This is a genomic window from Mesorhizobium sp. M0768 (assembly GCF_040320195.1).
In the GTDB taxonomy this organism is placed as follows: Bacteria; Pseudomonadota; Alphaproteobacteria; order Rhizobiales; family Rhizobiaceae; genus Mesorhizobium.
On the sequence record NZ_JAMYPD010000014.1, the window covers coordinates 141,960 to 156,603 of the forward strand.

The 14,644-nt window shown below is 63.9% G+C and carries 12 protein-coding genes; 3 read left to right on the plus strand and 9 right to left on the minus strand.

The window, feature by feature from the left end:
* Positions 1-102 precede the first annotated feature (102 nt).
* The 5 genes from NKI08_RS19230 to NKI08_RS19250 form a co-directional block, all read right to left on the minus strand.
* Positions 103-948: a fumarylacetoacetate hydrolase family protein gene (locus NKI08_RS19230; protein WP_352771467.1), complete on the minus strand. Its 846-nt coding sequence runs from the start codon at positions 946-948 to the stop codon at positions 103-105.
* Between the two features lie 165 nt (positions 949-1,113).
* Complete coding sequence (locus NKI08_RS19235) at positions 1,114-1,845, minus strand: SDR family oxidoreductase (protein WP_254815741.1); 732 nt, start codon at positions 1,843-1,845, stop codon at positions 1,114-1,116.
* A gap of 178 nt (positions 1,846-2,023) precedes the next feature.
* Complete coding sequence (locus NKI08_RS19240; protein ID WP_352771468.1) at positions 2,024-4,396, minus strand: aldehyde dehydrogenase family protein; 2,373 nt, start codon at positions 4,394-4,396, stop codon at positions 2,024-2,026.
* Between the two features lie 13 nt (positions 4,397-4,409).
* Complete coding sequence (gene deoC, locus NKI08_RS19245; protein WP_352771470.1) at positions 4,410-5,459, minus strand: deoxyribose-phosphate aldolase; 1,050 nt, start codon at positions 5,457-5,459, stop codon at positions 4,410-4,412.
* A gap of 162 nt (positions 5,460-5,621) precedes the next feature.
* Positions 5,622-6,449: a ferredoxin--NADP reductase gene (locus NKI08_RS19250; RefSeq protein WP_352771472.1), complete on the minus strand. Its 828-nt coding sequence runs from the start codon at positions 6,447-6,449 to the stop codon at positions 5,622-5,624.
* Between the two features lie 218 nt (positions 6,450-6,667).
* On the opposite strand from NKI08_RS19250, the gene NKI08_RS19255 reads away from it, so the two are divergent.
* Both NKI08_RS19255 and NKI08_RS19260 read left to right on the plus strand, forming a co-directional pair.
* Positions 6,668-8,752: a hydantoinase/oxoprolinase family protein gene (locus NKI08_RS19255; RefSeq protein WP_352771474.1), complete on the plus strand. Its 2,085-nt coding sequence runs from the start codon at positions 6,668-6,670 to the stop codon at positions 8,750-8,752.
* Position 8,753: 1 nt separating this feature from the next.
* Positions 8,754-10,496, plus strand: coding sequence for a hydantoinase B/oxoprolinase family protein (locus NKI08_RS19260; protein WP_352771476.1), 1,743 nt, complete (start codon positions 8,754-8,756; stop codon positions 10,494-10,496).
* 38 nt (positions 10,497-10,534) lie between these two features.
* Here the strand turns inward: NKI08_RS19260 and NKI08_RS19265 are convergent, their stop codons facing one another.
* The 4 genes from NKI08_RS19265 to NKI08_RS19280 all read right to left on the minus strand — a co-directional run bounded on the left by NKI08_RS19265 (position 10,535) and on the right by NKI08_RS19280 (position 13,837).
* On the minus strand, positions 10,535-11,191 hold the full coding sequence (locus NKI08_RS19265; RefSeq protein WP_352771478.1) for a methionine ABC transporter permease: 657 nt from the start codon (positions 11,189-11,191) through the stop codon (positions 10,535-10,537).
* Complete coding sequence (locus NKI08_RS19270; protein WP_502893761.1) at positions 11,172-12,269, minus strand: methionine ABC transporter ATP-binding protein; 1,098 nt, start codon at positions 12,267-12,269, stop codon at positions 11,172-11,174. Before NKI08_RS19270 ends, NKI08_RS19265 begins: the two co-directional genes overlap by 20 nt.
* A gap of 100 nt (positions 12,270-12,369) precedes the next feature.
* Positions 12,370-13,218: a MetQ/NlpA family lipoprotein gene (locus NKI08_RS19275; protein ID WP_352473092.1), complete on the minus strand. Its 849-nt coding sequence runs from the start codon at positions 13,216-13,218 to the stop codon at positions 12,370-12,372.
* Positions 13,219-13,537: 319 nt separating this feature from the next.
* Positions 13,538-13,837 carry a DUF1236 domain-containing protein gene (locus NKI08_RS19280; RefSeq protein ID WP_352473090.1) on the minus strand — a complete coding sequence of 100 codons (300 nt, stop codon included), beginning with the start codon at positions 13,835-13,837 and terminating at the stop codon, positions 13,538-13,540.
* A gap of 204 nt (positions 13,838-14,041) precedes the next feature.
* Here NKI08_RS19280 and NKI08_RS19285 point away from each other — a divergent pair.
* Positions 14,042-14,644: hypothetical protein (locus NKI08_RS19285; RefSeq protein WP_352771481.1), on the plus strand; the 603-nt coding region annotated here is incomplete at its 3' end.

Consider the following 14,644-nt stretch of genomic DNA (forward strand, 5'->3'; position numbering starts at 1 on the left):
ATCCCCTGATGTTTTCACGCCTCGTTTTCTTGCAGCACCCCTCATCCGTCTCGGCGCTGCGCGCCGATCCACCTTCTCCCCCAAGGGGAGAAGGAAGAGCGCCTACAAATCCGCCTTGAACGTCTGCTTCTGGATGCCCAGCCCTTCGATGCCGAGCTCGACCACGTCGCCGGGCTTCAGGAAGACCGGCGGCTTCATGCCGAGGCCGACGCCGGGCGGCGTGCCGGTCGAGATGATGTCGCCCGGGTGCAGCGACATGAACTGGCTGAGATAGGAGACGAGATAAGCGACGCCGAAGACCATGGTCTTGGTCGAGCCGTTCTGCATCGTCTTGCCGTTGACCGTCAGCCACATCGGGATGTTCTGCGGGTCCTTGACCTCGTCCTTGGTCACCAGCCACGGGCCGATCGGCCCGAACGTGTCGCAGGACTTGCCCTTGGTCCACTGGCCCTGGCGCTCGGCCTGGAAGGCGCGCTCGGAGACGTCGTGCGCGACGCAATAGCCGGCGACATAATCCAGCGCCTCGGCCTCGGTGACATACTTTGCAGTCTTGCCGATCACCACGCCGAGCTCGACCTCCCAGTCGGTCTTCACCGAGCCGCGCGGGATCAGCACGTCGTCGTTCGGCCCGACAATAGCCGAGCTTGCCTTCATGAAGATGATCGGCTCCGGCGGCACGGTAGCACCGGTTTCGGCGGCGTGGTCGGAATAGTTGAGGCCGATGCAGATGAATTTGCCGGTGCCGGCGACGCAGGCGCCGATCCGCGGCTTGCCGGAAACCGCCGGCAGCGTCTTCGGGTCGAGCTTCGACAATATCTCGAGCGATGCCGGGTCAAGCGCCTTGCCGGCAATGTCGGTGACATGGGCGGAGAGGTCGCGGATCGTTCCATCGGCATCGAGCAGGCCGGGGCGTTCGCTCCCCGCCTCGCCATAGCGCAGCAGTTTCATGCAGTTTTCTCCCAGTTGCGACCAGAGGCCGTTTGCAAACTCGCTCCGCTGCGGCGAATGGCGTGGGTTTCGAGAACCGGAGCGGAGCGTACTTAAGTACGTGAGCACCGGAAGCGCAGAAAGCCGCATCAGGCGCCCGGCGGAGTAGGGTTTTTAAATGGCCTCTTAGATAGACCAGCCACCGTCGATATTATAAGCCTGCCCCGACGTATAGGTGGCGCCGGCCAGATAGACGGCGAGATCTGCGATTTCCTCGGGCGTGCCGAGGCGGCCCATCGGCTGGCGGGCGATGAAGGCGGCGCGAGCTGCTTCGTAGTCGCCCTGCGCATGCATGCGGTCCTGCAGCGACGGGCTTTCGACCGTGCCCGGACAGATCGCATTGCAGCGTATGCCCTTGCCGACATAGTCGGCGGCGACCGACTTGGTCAGGCCGATGACGGCTGCCTTGGTTAGGCCATAGACGAAGCGGTTCGGCACGCCCTTGGTCGAACTGGCCAGCGACGCCATGTTGATGATCGAGCCGTCGCCGCGCTCCAGCATGCCGGGCAGCACGGCGCGGATGGTGCGGATCATCGAGCGGACATTGAGATCATAGGCAAAGTCGAGATCGCCGTCCTTCATCTCGAGGATCGAGCCGGAATGGACGAAGCCGGCGCAATTGAACAGCACGTCGACGGCGCCGATCTCGGCAAACGCGGCGTTCACCGCCTCGTCGTTCAGCACGTCGAGCTTGCGGGTCTTGATACCGGGCGTCTTGCCGAGGTCGGCGAGCACCACCTCGTTGATGTCGGTGGCATGGACGACGGCGCCGGCCTTGGCGAAAGCCAGCGCACTTGCCCGGCCGATGCCTTGCGCCGCCGCCGTGACGACAACGATCTTGCCTGTCAGATCCGCCATGCTTCTCTCCTCGCCCGTCTGTGATCGTTCGGCTTTTTACCGGCACAAGGCCGGGGCGCAATGTGCCAGCCGGGCAGTACCATCCCGCCTGTTTCGATATTCGCCCTGCCAACCAAATGTTTTTTCTCGGTAAAGAACATTTGTTGGCCCGTCAAGCCCGGACGTCCCTCCGGGACACTCAGTCGCCGTAGGGCACCCAGACGTTCTTGACCTCGATCGCACGGCGCAGCAAGGCATCGCCGGCTGCTTCGTTCGAGGGCCAGTCGAGGCTGTGGCCGTTGCCGGTCCAGACGCGTTTGAGATTGCCGATGGACTCGGCCTCGGCCTTGGCGCAAGTCTCGGCATCGGCGAACACCCAGAGCCCGTCGACATCGTCATGCTTGGCCAATACGCCGGCAAGCTCGGCGCTACGGCCGGTAACGATATTGATGGCGCCTGCGGGAACGTCGGAATATTCGATGACCTGGTAGAGGTCGGTGGCAAGCAGCGGGTATTTTTCGGATGGCACTGCGACTACGGTGTTGCCCATGGCAAGCGCCGGCGCCACCAGCGAGATCAGGCCAAGCAGAGGCGCATTATCCGGCGCGATGATGCCGACGACGCCGACTGGCTCGTGCAGCGCCAATGTGACGGCGCGGGCCGGCGGCTGGTGGACGCGGGCCTCGAATTTGTCGGCCAAGCCGGCATAGAGGAAAAGGCGCTCGATCGACAGCTCGACCTCGTCACGCGCCGCCTTGGCGGTCGCGCCGGTGAGCTGGGTCAAACGGGCGGCAAACTCGTCGGCGCGGCCGGAAAGGTTTTCGGCCAGGTAATAGAGCACCTGGCTGCGGTTGTAGGCGGTCGCCTCCGGCCAGGCCTTGCAGGCGCGCGCGGCCGCGACGGCGTCACGGATATCCTTGCGGTTGCCGAGACCCATCTCGCCGGCAAGCTTGCCCTTGGCGCTGGCGATGGCGAAGGAATAATTGCCGTCCGGCCGGACCTGCTTGCCGCCGATGAACAGCTTTGCCGTGCGGTCGATGGCGCCACCTTCCGCCTGCTCGACAGGTCGGGCCGAAGACGTTGCCGGTTTGATGATCGGGCCGAGCGGCAGTTTTGCCGAGAGATATTCGAACATGCCCTCGCGCCCGCCTTCGCGGCCAAAGCCGCTCTCGCGGTAGCCGCCAAAGCCGCAGGAGGCGTCGAACATATTGGTGCCGTTGACCCAGACGACGCCGGCCTTCAATTGCGGCGCGACGTGCAGGGCAAGATTGATGTTCTCGCTCCACACCGAAGCGGCCAGGCCATAGCGTGTGTTGTTGGCGAGCTCGATCGCTTCCTCGGTGTTGCGGAAGGTCATAGTGGCGAGCACCGGCCCGAACACCTCTTCCTGTGCCAAGATGTTAGCCGGCGAAACACCGGTCGCCAGCGTTGGCAGATGGTAATAGCCCGCGGCGGGCAGTGCCGAGTCCGGCTGCCAGCAGATCGCGCCCTGCTTGGCGCCTTCGGCGATCAGGCCCTTGACGCGATCGAGCTGAGTCAAATCGACCAGCGGGCCGATATCGGTGTTCTTGTCGAGCGGACTGCCGATGCGCAGCCGGCTCATCCGCGTCTTGACCTTGGCGATGAAGGCGTCGGCGATGCCTTCTTGCACCAGAAGGCGCGAGCCGGCACAGCACACCTGGCCCTGGTTGAACCAGATGCCGTCGACCAGACCCTCGACGGCGCTGTCGAGGTCGGCATCCTCGAAAACGACGAATGCCGACTTGCCGCCAAGCTCCAGCGACAGTTTTTTGCCCGAGCCGGCAGTGGCCTTGCGGATGATCTTGCCGACCTCGGACGAACCGGTGAAGGCAATCTTCTGGACGCCGGGATGGTTGACGATGGCTGCGCCCGCCTCCGGCCCGCCCTGGACGATGTTGACGACGCCCTTCGGCACGCCGGCGCGTCCGCAGATCTCGGCAAACAGGATCGCGGTGAGCGGCGTGAATTCCGCGGGTTTGAGCACCACGGTGCAGCCCGCAGCGAGCGCCGGCGCGATCTTCCAAGCGAGCATCAAGAGCGGGAAGTTCCACGGGATGATCTGGCCGACGACGCCGACGGCCTTGTGGCCGGGAAAATCCCTGTCCAGCGCCTGCGCCCAGCCGGCATGATGGATGAAATGGCGGATCGCCAGCGGCACGTCGATGTCGCGGCTTTCGCGGATCGGCTTGCCATTGTCGATCGATTCCAGCACCGCGAACAGCCGTTGGTGGCGCTGCATGGCGCGGCCGATGGCGTAGAGCACTTTGGCGCGTTGATATCCGGTGCTGGCGCTCCATTTCGGCTGCGCTTTTGTGGCCGCCGCAACCGCCGCGTCGATATCGGCGGCACGGGCATACGACACCTTGGCCAGCAGCTTTCCCGAGGACGGATCGCTGGTGTCGAAGGTTTTGCCTCCGCTGGCTGCCTTCCAGTCGCCGCCGATGAACAGCGCTTTGCCGAAATCCCGCGCGGCAAGCCACGCATCGGCCTCGTTGCGCGCCTCCGGCGCCGGGCCGTATTCCATGGCGTGATAGCGTTCGAGGATGTTCATGAAGTGCTCCGAATCACGCCATCGCGTGGCGATGATTGGCCGAGTAGTGGCCGGTCAGATGATGCTCGAGCTGGCGCTCGATATCGGTCAAAAGGCTCGATGCTCCGAAGCGGAACAGCTCCGGCTCCAGCCACGGCCGGCCCAGTTCTTCTTTCATCAGCACCAGCCAATCGAGCGAGGCTTTTGCCGTGGAAATGCCACCGGCCGGCTTGAAGCCGATGAGATAGCCGGTTTCCTCGAAATAGGCGCGGATAGCGCGCACCATGGCAAGGCCGACCGGCAGCGTCGCGTTGACGCTTTCCTTGCCGGTCGAGGTCTTGATGAAATCTGCACCCGCCATCATCGCCACCATCGAGGCGAGCATGACGTTGCGCAGCGTGGCGAGGTCGCCGGTACCGAGGATCACCTTCAGATGCGCCTCGCCGCAAGCGGCGCGCATCGAGACGATCTCGTTATAAAGCTCCTGCCATTTCGCCGCGAATACCAGGCCGCGCGGGATGACGACGTCGATCTCGTCGGCGCCGTCGCGGACCGATGCTTCGATCTCTTGCAGGCGCGTCGAAAGCGGTGCAAGGCCATGCGGGAAGGCGGTCGAAACGGCGGCGACATGGACGCCGCTGCCGCGCAGCGCTTCTACGGCGGTGGCGACGAAGGGATGATAGACGCAGATCGCCGCCGGGCGGATCTTTTCACCAGTAATGCCCAGCCCCTCGACGATGTCGCGACGGAACGGGTTGACTGCCTTGGCACAGAGCCTGCGCACGCGCTCTTCCGTGTCGTTCGAGTTCAGCGTCGTCAGGTCCATGCAGGCGACCGCGCGCAGCAGCCAGGCCGCCTGGTTATCGGCCTTGATCGAGCGTCTTTTGGTCAGGCTGGCGACGCGGCGTTCCAGCGCCGAGCGGTTGACGCCGCGCATCGATTCCATGAAGCCGAGATCGAGCCTCATGCCGGGATTGCGAGCAATGCCATGGGCTTGCGGCATCGGCGCATTGGCGGCGGCGCGCGCCGGCAGCGGCGTGATCTTGGACGTGCCGAGATCGGTTTCGCGGATTGTGCTGCTCATCTCCTGCCCCTTGTTCAGCGACTTATGCCGAAGATAGACCGTGAAGCAGCGCTTCACGAGTCCTTCAAGCGGTCATAACGGAAAAAGACAGTCAAGGCAGCCGATTTTTGACCGCATGATCAAAATCAGGGTCTCGAACCAGTGGACGCTGAACTGCGCGTCTCAGCCGACGAAGGCGCGCTCGACGACGAAGCTTGCCGGATGGTGCAGCGAGCCTTCCTGGAAGCCGAGGCTTTCGGCCAGTTCCTTGACGTCCTTGAGCATATGCATCGAGCCGCAGATCATGATGCGGTCGGTCTCGGGATTGAGCCTGTCGATGCCGAGATCGGTGTAGAATTTGCCCGAGCCGATCAGCGCGGTGATGCGGCCCATGCGCACGGAGGTCTCGCGCGTCGTCGAATTATACAGCGTGACGCGGCCGCCGGTCAGTTCGCCGATCAGCGGGTCCTTCTCAAGCGCTGTCACCAGCTCCTGGCCGTAGGTGAGCTCGGCATTGTCGCGGCAGGTATGGGTCAGGACCACCTGCTCGAACTTCTCATAGGTGTCGGGATCGCGCAGCAGGCTGGCGAAGGGTGCGATGCCGGTACCTGTCGAGATCATGAACAGGCGCTTGGCCGGCGTCAGCGCGTCGACCACCAGCGTGCCGGTCGACTTCTGCCGCATGATGACTGTATCGCCGATCCCGATTTTCTGCAGCTCCGAGGTAAGCGGGCCGTCCGGCACCTTGATCGAGAAGAATTCGAGTTCGTCGTCCCAGGACGGGCTGGCGATCGAATAGGCGCGGAACACTGGCTTCTCGGCATTGGGCAGGCCGATCATGACGAATTCGCCGGAGCGGAAGCGCAGCGACTGCGGCCGGGTGATGCGGAACGAAAACAGCCGGTCGGTATAATGCTTCACCGAGACGACGGTTTCGGCATAGACATTGGCCGGTATCGGGAACTGCAGCGGCCGGGCGCCGGCTGTGTTGAACGCGGATGTGGTGTTCATCAAACCTAACCTTCTGGGCCGGCTCAGCGCCGGCGCCAAATCTCCACCTGCGCGCCCGAACCGGTCAGGTTCCAGCGTGCCGTTTGCACACTCCGAAGCGGTAAGCTCTTGTGTCCGGAATTTATTAGTATACAAACGATATTTGCGTCAAGACGCCACCGTAAAACAGCTTTCCAAACTAAGGCATCTAGGCAGTTCGGGCATTTCGGGTTTCGACAATGGGACAGAATTTTTCGGCGCAAGCGCTGGATTCGACTGGCGGCGTCGTCGCCGGCATCGATGTCGGCGGAACTTTTACCGACCTGCTTCTGATCGACGGCCGTGACGGTGGCCGGGTGCATATCGCCAAGACCCCGACCACGGTCGACAACCAGGCGTTCGGCGTCGTTGCAGCACTTGGCGCCACCGGCTTTCCGGTCGACGGCATCGACCTCATCGTGCACGGCACGACGACCACCACCAACGCGGTCCTGGAGCGCCGGCTGGCCAAGACCGGCATGATCACCACGCGCGGCTTTCGCGACGTCATCGAGCTTGGCCGGCGGACACGGCCGCAGGCCTATGGCATGACGGGCACGTTCGTCCCGATCATTCCGCGCAATCTGCGGCTCGAAGTGTCGGAGCGGGTCGAGGCCTCGGGCGCGGTGCGCATCCCGCTCGACGAGGCCGATATGCGGACAGCGATTTCACAACTGATCGCAGCCGGCTGCGAATCCCTGGTCATCCATTTCCTGCATTCCTACGCCAACCCGGCGCATGAGCGGCGCGCCGCCGAGATAGCGGCCGAGCTTTGGCCGAACGGCTACATCACGACAGGCCACGCCCTGCTTTCGGAAGCGCGCGAATTCGAGCGCGGGGTGACCGCTTCGGTCAACGCTTCGGTGCAACCGATCCTCGAACGCTATGTCGAGCGGCTGCGCAAGGAGCTGGCGTCAAAAGGCTACGCCCGCGACTTCCTGATCATGAACGGCAATGGCGGCATGATCTCGGCCCGCTTTGTCACACGTGAGTCGGCCAAGACCGTCATGTCCGGCCCCGCTTCCGGCGTCATCGCTGCCGCCTATACCGGAAAACGCGCCGGCTTCGAAAACCTGGTCACCTATGACATGGGCGGCACCTCGACCGACGTGGCGCTGATCCGCAACGCCGAGCCGGCGGTGTCGAACGAGATCGAGATCGAGTATGCGATGCCGATCCACGTGCCGATGGTGGCGGTGCATACGGTCGGCGCCGGCGGCGGCTCAATCGCCCACGTCGATGCGGCAGGCCTGATCCAGATCGGCCCGGAAAGTGCCGGCGCCAATCCCGGCCCGATATGCTACGGACGCGGCGGCTTGGAGCCGACCATCACCGACGCCAATCTGGTGCTCGGCAGGCTGGCGCCGAAGAAGCTGCTCGCGGTGGAAAACCCGGTCACCGTCGAACGGGTCACCGGCATATTCGAGGACAGGATCGGCCGCGCCACAGGCTTGTCCGGCGTCGAGGCGGCGGGTGCGGTGCTGCGGCTCGGCAACGTGAAGATGGCCGGCGCCATCCGCATGGTCTCGGTGTCGCGCGGCCACGACCCGCGCGATTTCGCGCTGTTCGCCTTCGGCGGCGCCGGGCCGCTGCATGCGACGGCATTGGCGCGCGAACTAGGCCTGCCGAAAGTGCTGGTGCCGGCGCGGCCAGGCATCACCAATGCTCTCGGCTGCGTCGTCGCCGATCTGCGCCATGATTTCGTCAACACGGTCAATCAGTCGGTGCCCAGTCTCGATGAAACCCAGCTTCATGAGACATTGGAACGGCACCGAAACGAAGGCGAGGAGCTGATCGGCAAGGAGGCGGTGAAGCCGGAAATGATCCGCGTCACGCATTCCGCCGACATGCAGTTCGTCGGCCAGACGCATATCATCAACGTGCCGCTGCCGTCGTCTGCGGTGACACGCGAGGGACTGCAGCACCTGTTCGAGAAGGCCTATTTCGCCCGCTTCAAGGTCCAGTTGCCGGAAATCCGCGCCAATCTGGTCAACCTCAACACCTCGGTCACCGGCGTGCGGCCGGCAATCGATCTGTCCCGGCTGATCGACCCGGCTGGGCGCGCCAAAACGCTCGAAGAGGCGCGGCGCGAGATCCGGCCTGTCTGGTATGGCGGGCGCTGGTACGACACGCCGGTCTACAGCAGGGAAAAGTTGCCGCTCGACGCAACAATCGAAGGTCCGGCGATCCTCGAACAGATGGACGCGACGACTGTGCTGGAGCCCGGCGACCGGGCGCGATCGGATGCCGACGGCAACATCATCATCGACATCGGTGAGGCCTGAGATGGCGCAGCTCGACACCATTACGCTTTCGGTCCTCCAGGCGGCCCTGCAGCAGGTCTGCGACGAAATGGACCTGACGTTTTCGCGCGCCGCCTTTTCGCCTGTCATCGCCGAGGCCAATGACCGTTCGGATGGCATCTATTCGGCAGTCGATGGTTCGCTGATCGCGCAAGGCAGCCAGGGCCTGCCGGTGTTCGTCGGCGTCATGCAGTATTCGACCAAAACGGTGATCGAGATGATCGCCGAAGGACGCTGCCTGCCGCCCGAGCCGGGCGATATCTACATCGTCAACGATCCCTATCTCGGCGGCACCCATCTGATGGATGTGCGCTTCGCCATGCCGGTCTACCGGGACGGGAAGATCTTCTGCTGGCTATCGAACACCGGCCATTGGCCCGACATTGGCGGTTCGGTGCCGGGCGGATTCTCCGCCTCGGCAACGGCGGTCGAGCAGGAAGGCTTGCGGTTGCCGCCGGTGAAACTGTTCAAGAAGGGCGTGCTCGACCCGGAGATCTACGCCATCATCTGCTCCAACATCCGTGTCGCCGACCAGCGTATTGGCGATATCCGCGCGCAGGCGGCTGCACTGCTGATCGGCCAGGACAGGCTTAACGGAATCCTGGATCGTTACGGAGATGGAACGGTTGTCGAAGCGATCGACGAATTGCGGCGCCGCGCCGCTGAACAGATGCGCGTCAACATATCGGCCATTCCCGACGGAATCTATCGCTCGCGGGCCTTCGTCGATTCAGACGGCGTGGTAAACGAGCCGCTGACTATCGCGCTGGCGGCCGAAAAACAGGGCGACACGCTCAGCTTCGACTTCTCGGGCTCATCACAGCCCTGCGCTGGGCCGATGAACAGCGTGCTGGCGACGACCTTGTCCTCGGTCTATCTCGCCATGCGGCACATTTTCCCCGATGTGCCGATCAGCGCCGGCGCCTTCGAGCCGCTGATCGTCAAGCGGCCGGAAGGCACCTTCCTCGACGCCAAATATCCGCGGCCGGTATCGGGCTGCGCGGCTGAGGTTTCGCAGCGCATCGCCGAGGCGGTGTTCGCGGCGATGGTGCAGGCCCTGCCGGACAGGGTGACGGCGGCTCCGGCTGGCTCCAGCGGCAATTTCGCGCTCGGCGGCAACGATCCGGTCCGTGGCCGCGATTATGTCATGTACCAGATCTCCGGCGGCGGCTATGGCGGCAATGCCGGTCACGACGGCCTGACCAATGGCTGCTCTACCATCGGCATCTCCAAGTCGCCGCCGGTCGAGATCATGGAGCAGGCCTTCCCGGTGCTCTACCGGCATTATGCGCTGCGCGAAGGCTCGGGCGGCGCCGGCAAGCACCGCGGCGGGTTTGGGCTCGCCTATGAGGTAGAGATCCTGCGCGGCGACGCCCGCGCCTCTTTCGTCATGGATCACGGCCGCTTCGGCCCGCAAGGCGCGCTCGGCGGCAAGGACGGCGCGGTCAACACGGTCACCGTGTTCCGCAACGGCGAGGAACATGTGCCGCCGCACCTCTCCAAGGAGCAGGACATCGCGCTGAAGGCAGGCGACCGCGTGCGGGTCGGCACACCGGGCGGCGGCGGCTACGGCGATCCGTTGCAGCGGGACGCCGATCTGGTGTCGAGGGATGTCGCGCTGGGCTATTACACGCCCGCAGAAGCCGCCGAAAAGTTCGGCGTCGCTCTCTCGGCGGATGGATTGGGGATCGACCGGGCAGCCACGGAAAAGAGGCGCGCCGGCTGACGGCGCGGCCCCGGATTTCCCTCATTTGCGGCCAACGATCAGTTGCGGTGGTCCAGCCTCGCGACCAGCCGGTCGCCGGCCCACTGGATGCCGCAGACCAGGATGATCAGCACAATGACAACGGCGATCATGACGGACGTCTCGAAGCGCTGGTAGCCGTAGCGGATGGCGAGGTCGCCGAGGCCGCCGGCGCCTCGGGCGCCGGCCGGGGCCGCGGCGCCGATCAGCGTCACCAGCGTCACCGTGAAGCCGGCGACGATGCCCGGCAACGCTTCCGGCACCAGCACCTCTCGAATAATCGTCCAGCGGTTGCCGCCCATGGCGCGTGCTGCCTCGATCAGCCCGTGGTCGACCTCGCGCAGCGACACTTCGGCGATCCGGGCATAGTAGGGCGTCGCCGCGATCGACAGCGGCACGATCGCTGCCCAGGTGCCGATCGAGGTGCCGACGATCAGCCGCGTCACCGGGATCAGCGCGACCAGCAGGATGATGAAAGGCACCGAGCGGAAGCCGTTGATGACAGCGCCAAGCGCGCGGTTCACCCACAGGTTTTCGGCGATGCCGCCGCGGTCGGTGGCGACCAGCGCCAGGCCGAGCGGCAGCCCGAAAATCAGCGAGACGAGGCCGGAGGCGGCCGTCATCAGGATCGTTTCCCAGATTGAACGGACGAGAAGCTCAAACAGAACCGGCGACATGGCCAAGCACCTCCACCCGCGCTTGGCGGGCTTTCAAGAACGCGATCACCTCTGCCAGGTGAGCTTCATTGCTGCCGGCGACCGCCACGAACAGTGTCCCGACAGGCTGCTGCTGGACGTGATCGATGCCGCCATGCACGAGGCGGAACGAGCCGGGAACTGCCGAGGCAAGATCGGACAAAAGCGGGCTTCGCGCGGCCTCACCGGCCACGTCGATCCTGAGGATCGCCTCCACGCCGGCGTTCTGCGTTAGCTGGCTTGCGATCTCCGCCGGCAATTGCGGCCGGATGCCGCCGAGCAGGCTTTGTGTGATCGCCGATTTCGGGTCGGCAAAGACCGACCACACCGGCCCTTGCTCGACGATCCGCCCAGCGTCGATCACCGCGACCCGGTCGGCGATCGAGCGGATCACCTCCATCTCATGCGTGATCAGCAGGATGGTCAGGCCAAGCTGCCGGTTGATGTCCCTCAGCAAGGCAAGGATGGAGCGCGTCGTCTCCGGGTCGAGCGCCGAGGTCGCTTCGTCGGACAAAAGTAGCGCCGGGCGCGCCGCAAGCGCCCGGGCAATGCCGACACGCTGCTTCTGCCCGCCCGACAGCGACGCCGGATAGGCTTTCGCCTTCTCCGACAGGCCGACGAGCTCGAGCAGCTCGGCGGCGCGCGCCAGGCGTTCGGCCCTGGGCCGGCCTTCGATCTTGAGCGGCAGCGCTACGTTGTCTTCGACCGTCTTGGCGGACAGCAGGTTGAAATGCTGGAAGATCATGCCGATGCGCCGGCGCAGCGGCTGCAATTCGCGCTCGCCGAGCCGGCTGATGTCGCGGCCTTCGATGTAGACCTGTCCTGAATCCGGCCGCTCCAGGCCGTTCAGGCAGCGTATCAGCGTCGACTTGCCGGCGCCGCTGCGGCCGATGATGCCGAGGATCTCGCCCTGGCGCACGCTGAGCGACACGCCGTCCAGCGCCGCTGTCGCGCCGAAGCGGCGTTTCAGCTCGATGAGGCGCACGACATCGTTCGGTCCGGCGGAGCGGCCGCCGACGGGACGCATGACTTCGGTGACCGAGGCGAAATGCTGGTTCATGAAAGTTCCTGTATTGGTGTCCCGCAAACGCGATCGCGGTCCGCGTTGAAGCGCGGACCGCTTTACCATGCCGGGCTTCGGCGCCCAGTCGAGCTCGGCATCAATAGGCGCTGATGCCGGTTCCCTTGTAGACCCGATCGAATTCGGCCTTCACCTTTTCGTTCTGATAGGAGGCGACCAATGTCTTTACCCAGGGCTGGTTTTCATTGCCGGCCTTGACCGCGATGAAATTGCGGTAGGGATTGTCGGCCACCGCCTCCTGGGCGATGCGATTCTCCGGTGTGAGGCCGCTTTTAAGCGCCCAATCCGTGTTGACTACGGCCGCGTCGAGGTCTTCCACCGAGCGCCCGACGATGCCTGCGTCCAGCTCCTTGATGACCAAGTGCTTCGGGTTTTCGGCGATGTCGGTGGTCGTCGCCAGAATGCCGGTGCCTTCCCTGAGCTTGATCAGATGTTCGCTCTGCAGGACGCGCAGTGCGCGGCCCTCATTGGACGGGTCGTTCGGCACGCCAATGACCGCGCCTTCTGGCAGGTCGGCAATCTTCGCGTACTTCTTGGAATAAAGGCCGATCGGCCAGACCCCGGTATAGCCGACCGGGACGATGTGATAGCCCTGCGTCTTGATCTGGTTGTCGAGATAGGGCTTGTGCTGGAAGGCGTTGGCGTCGATTTCGCCACGCTCGAGCGCTTCATTCGGCTGGGTATAGTCGTTGAACACCACGGTCTCGATTGTCAGGCCCCTATCCGCCGCCTGGGCGGTGACGACGCGCCAGACGTCCTCGTCCTCGCCGCTCATGATGCCGACCTTGACCGCCGTCTTGTCCTCGGCGAGCGACGGCGCAGCAAGGCTGACAATCGCAACCGCTGATGCGAGAAGTACAGCGAGACCGGCGCGCCGGTTTATACTTGCGGAGAAAAATGAGTGCAAAGTGTTGGTGTTCCCAGACATGATCTATCCCGTCGGTTCTGAAGTCGTTGCGGCCAGGCGGAGTGCCAAGCCTTGTCGGCATCATCGGGAATGCTGACCGTCGGATCAAAGCACCGTATTTCCCGCGAGATGCGAAGCCAGGAATATTCTCTCAAAGTTTCGGGCCTGGCGAGCACAGGGCGTGCTGGGATCATGCGTTCTAAGCCAATGCTGGTTCAGAAATTGTCCGGACCTCGTCTCCGCTATGAGGCCCGCCGTGCTTCGAAACGGCGGGCCTTTCTGCGTCGGGATGTCGACAATGCTGGACGCGCCGCATGTCCCTTCAAAGCGACGCGCTTGCTCACTCGATGACCTTTACAATCCTGCGCGTGCCAGGATCGACCAGGACGGTCCGATTGTCGACGACGACATAGCGGTATTTGACGTCGGGAACCTCATGAAGCTCGACGGTATCGGGCAGGGTCGAGCCGACATTGAGCTCCACGCCGGGAAGCTGGACGGACGCCAGAGGCTGCTTTTTCACATACTCGCGTACGATCGTCTCCTGCTGCGGTTCGATGACCACGTCCTGAGCGGCAGCGGCGCCGACACCCGCAAGCAGCAAAAACCCAGCCGCGGCCGCCGAAAGATGCATTCTCATGATTGTCTCCTTTCCTCGTGAGCCACCTCTGCGCTGCGCCGCGTCATGCTGTTCGCAGCGGGGTCGCTATAGGCCGGTAACGTCATCAGGTGGAGCTTGTTCCGCCACTCGGATCGCTTGCCGTTTCCCTCCATTAGTTTGGAACAAAGTTTTTTAGACGCAGTTTTGCGGGGTGAAGGGACGCGTTTTCCAAGGAGATCTCTCATGAAAGGCGTTCTGATCACCAGCATGTTAGCAATCAGCGTCAGCTGCGGGGCCGCACTTGCCCAGACGCAGCAGTCGACCGACGATCAGTCCGGCGCCAATTGTGCAGCCGGCACTGCCAATTGCCAGAACGGCGCCAAGATGGGCGAGCAGGCTCAGGGCAAGGCCGGCGCCACCACTGATCAACAGGCGCAGGGCAAACCGAAGCTGAAGACCGGCGAGCAGGCTCAGGGCAAGGCTGGCGCTACGACTGAGCAGCAGGCCACGGGCAAACCGAAGATGAAGACTGAAGAGCAGGCCCAAGGCAAGGCTGGCGCCACGACTGACCAGCAGGCTACGGGCAACACGAAGATGAAGACCGAGGAGCAAGCCCAGGGCAAGGCTGGAACCACCACCACCGAGCAGGCTCAGGGCAGCTCCAAGATGCAGACCGAACAGCAGGCTCAGGGTAAGGCTGGGACCACGACCACAAACCAGGCTCAGAGCAATACTTCTACCCAGCAGGACCAGAGTTCGACCGCTTCCATCAGCAATGTGACCGTTGAGCAGAAGACAGAGATCACTCAGGTCATCAAGGAGACGAACGTCCAACCCGTTTCCAAC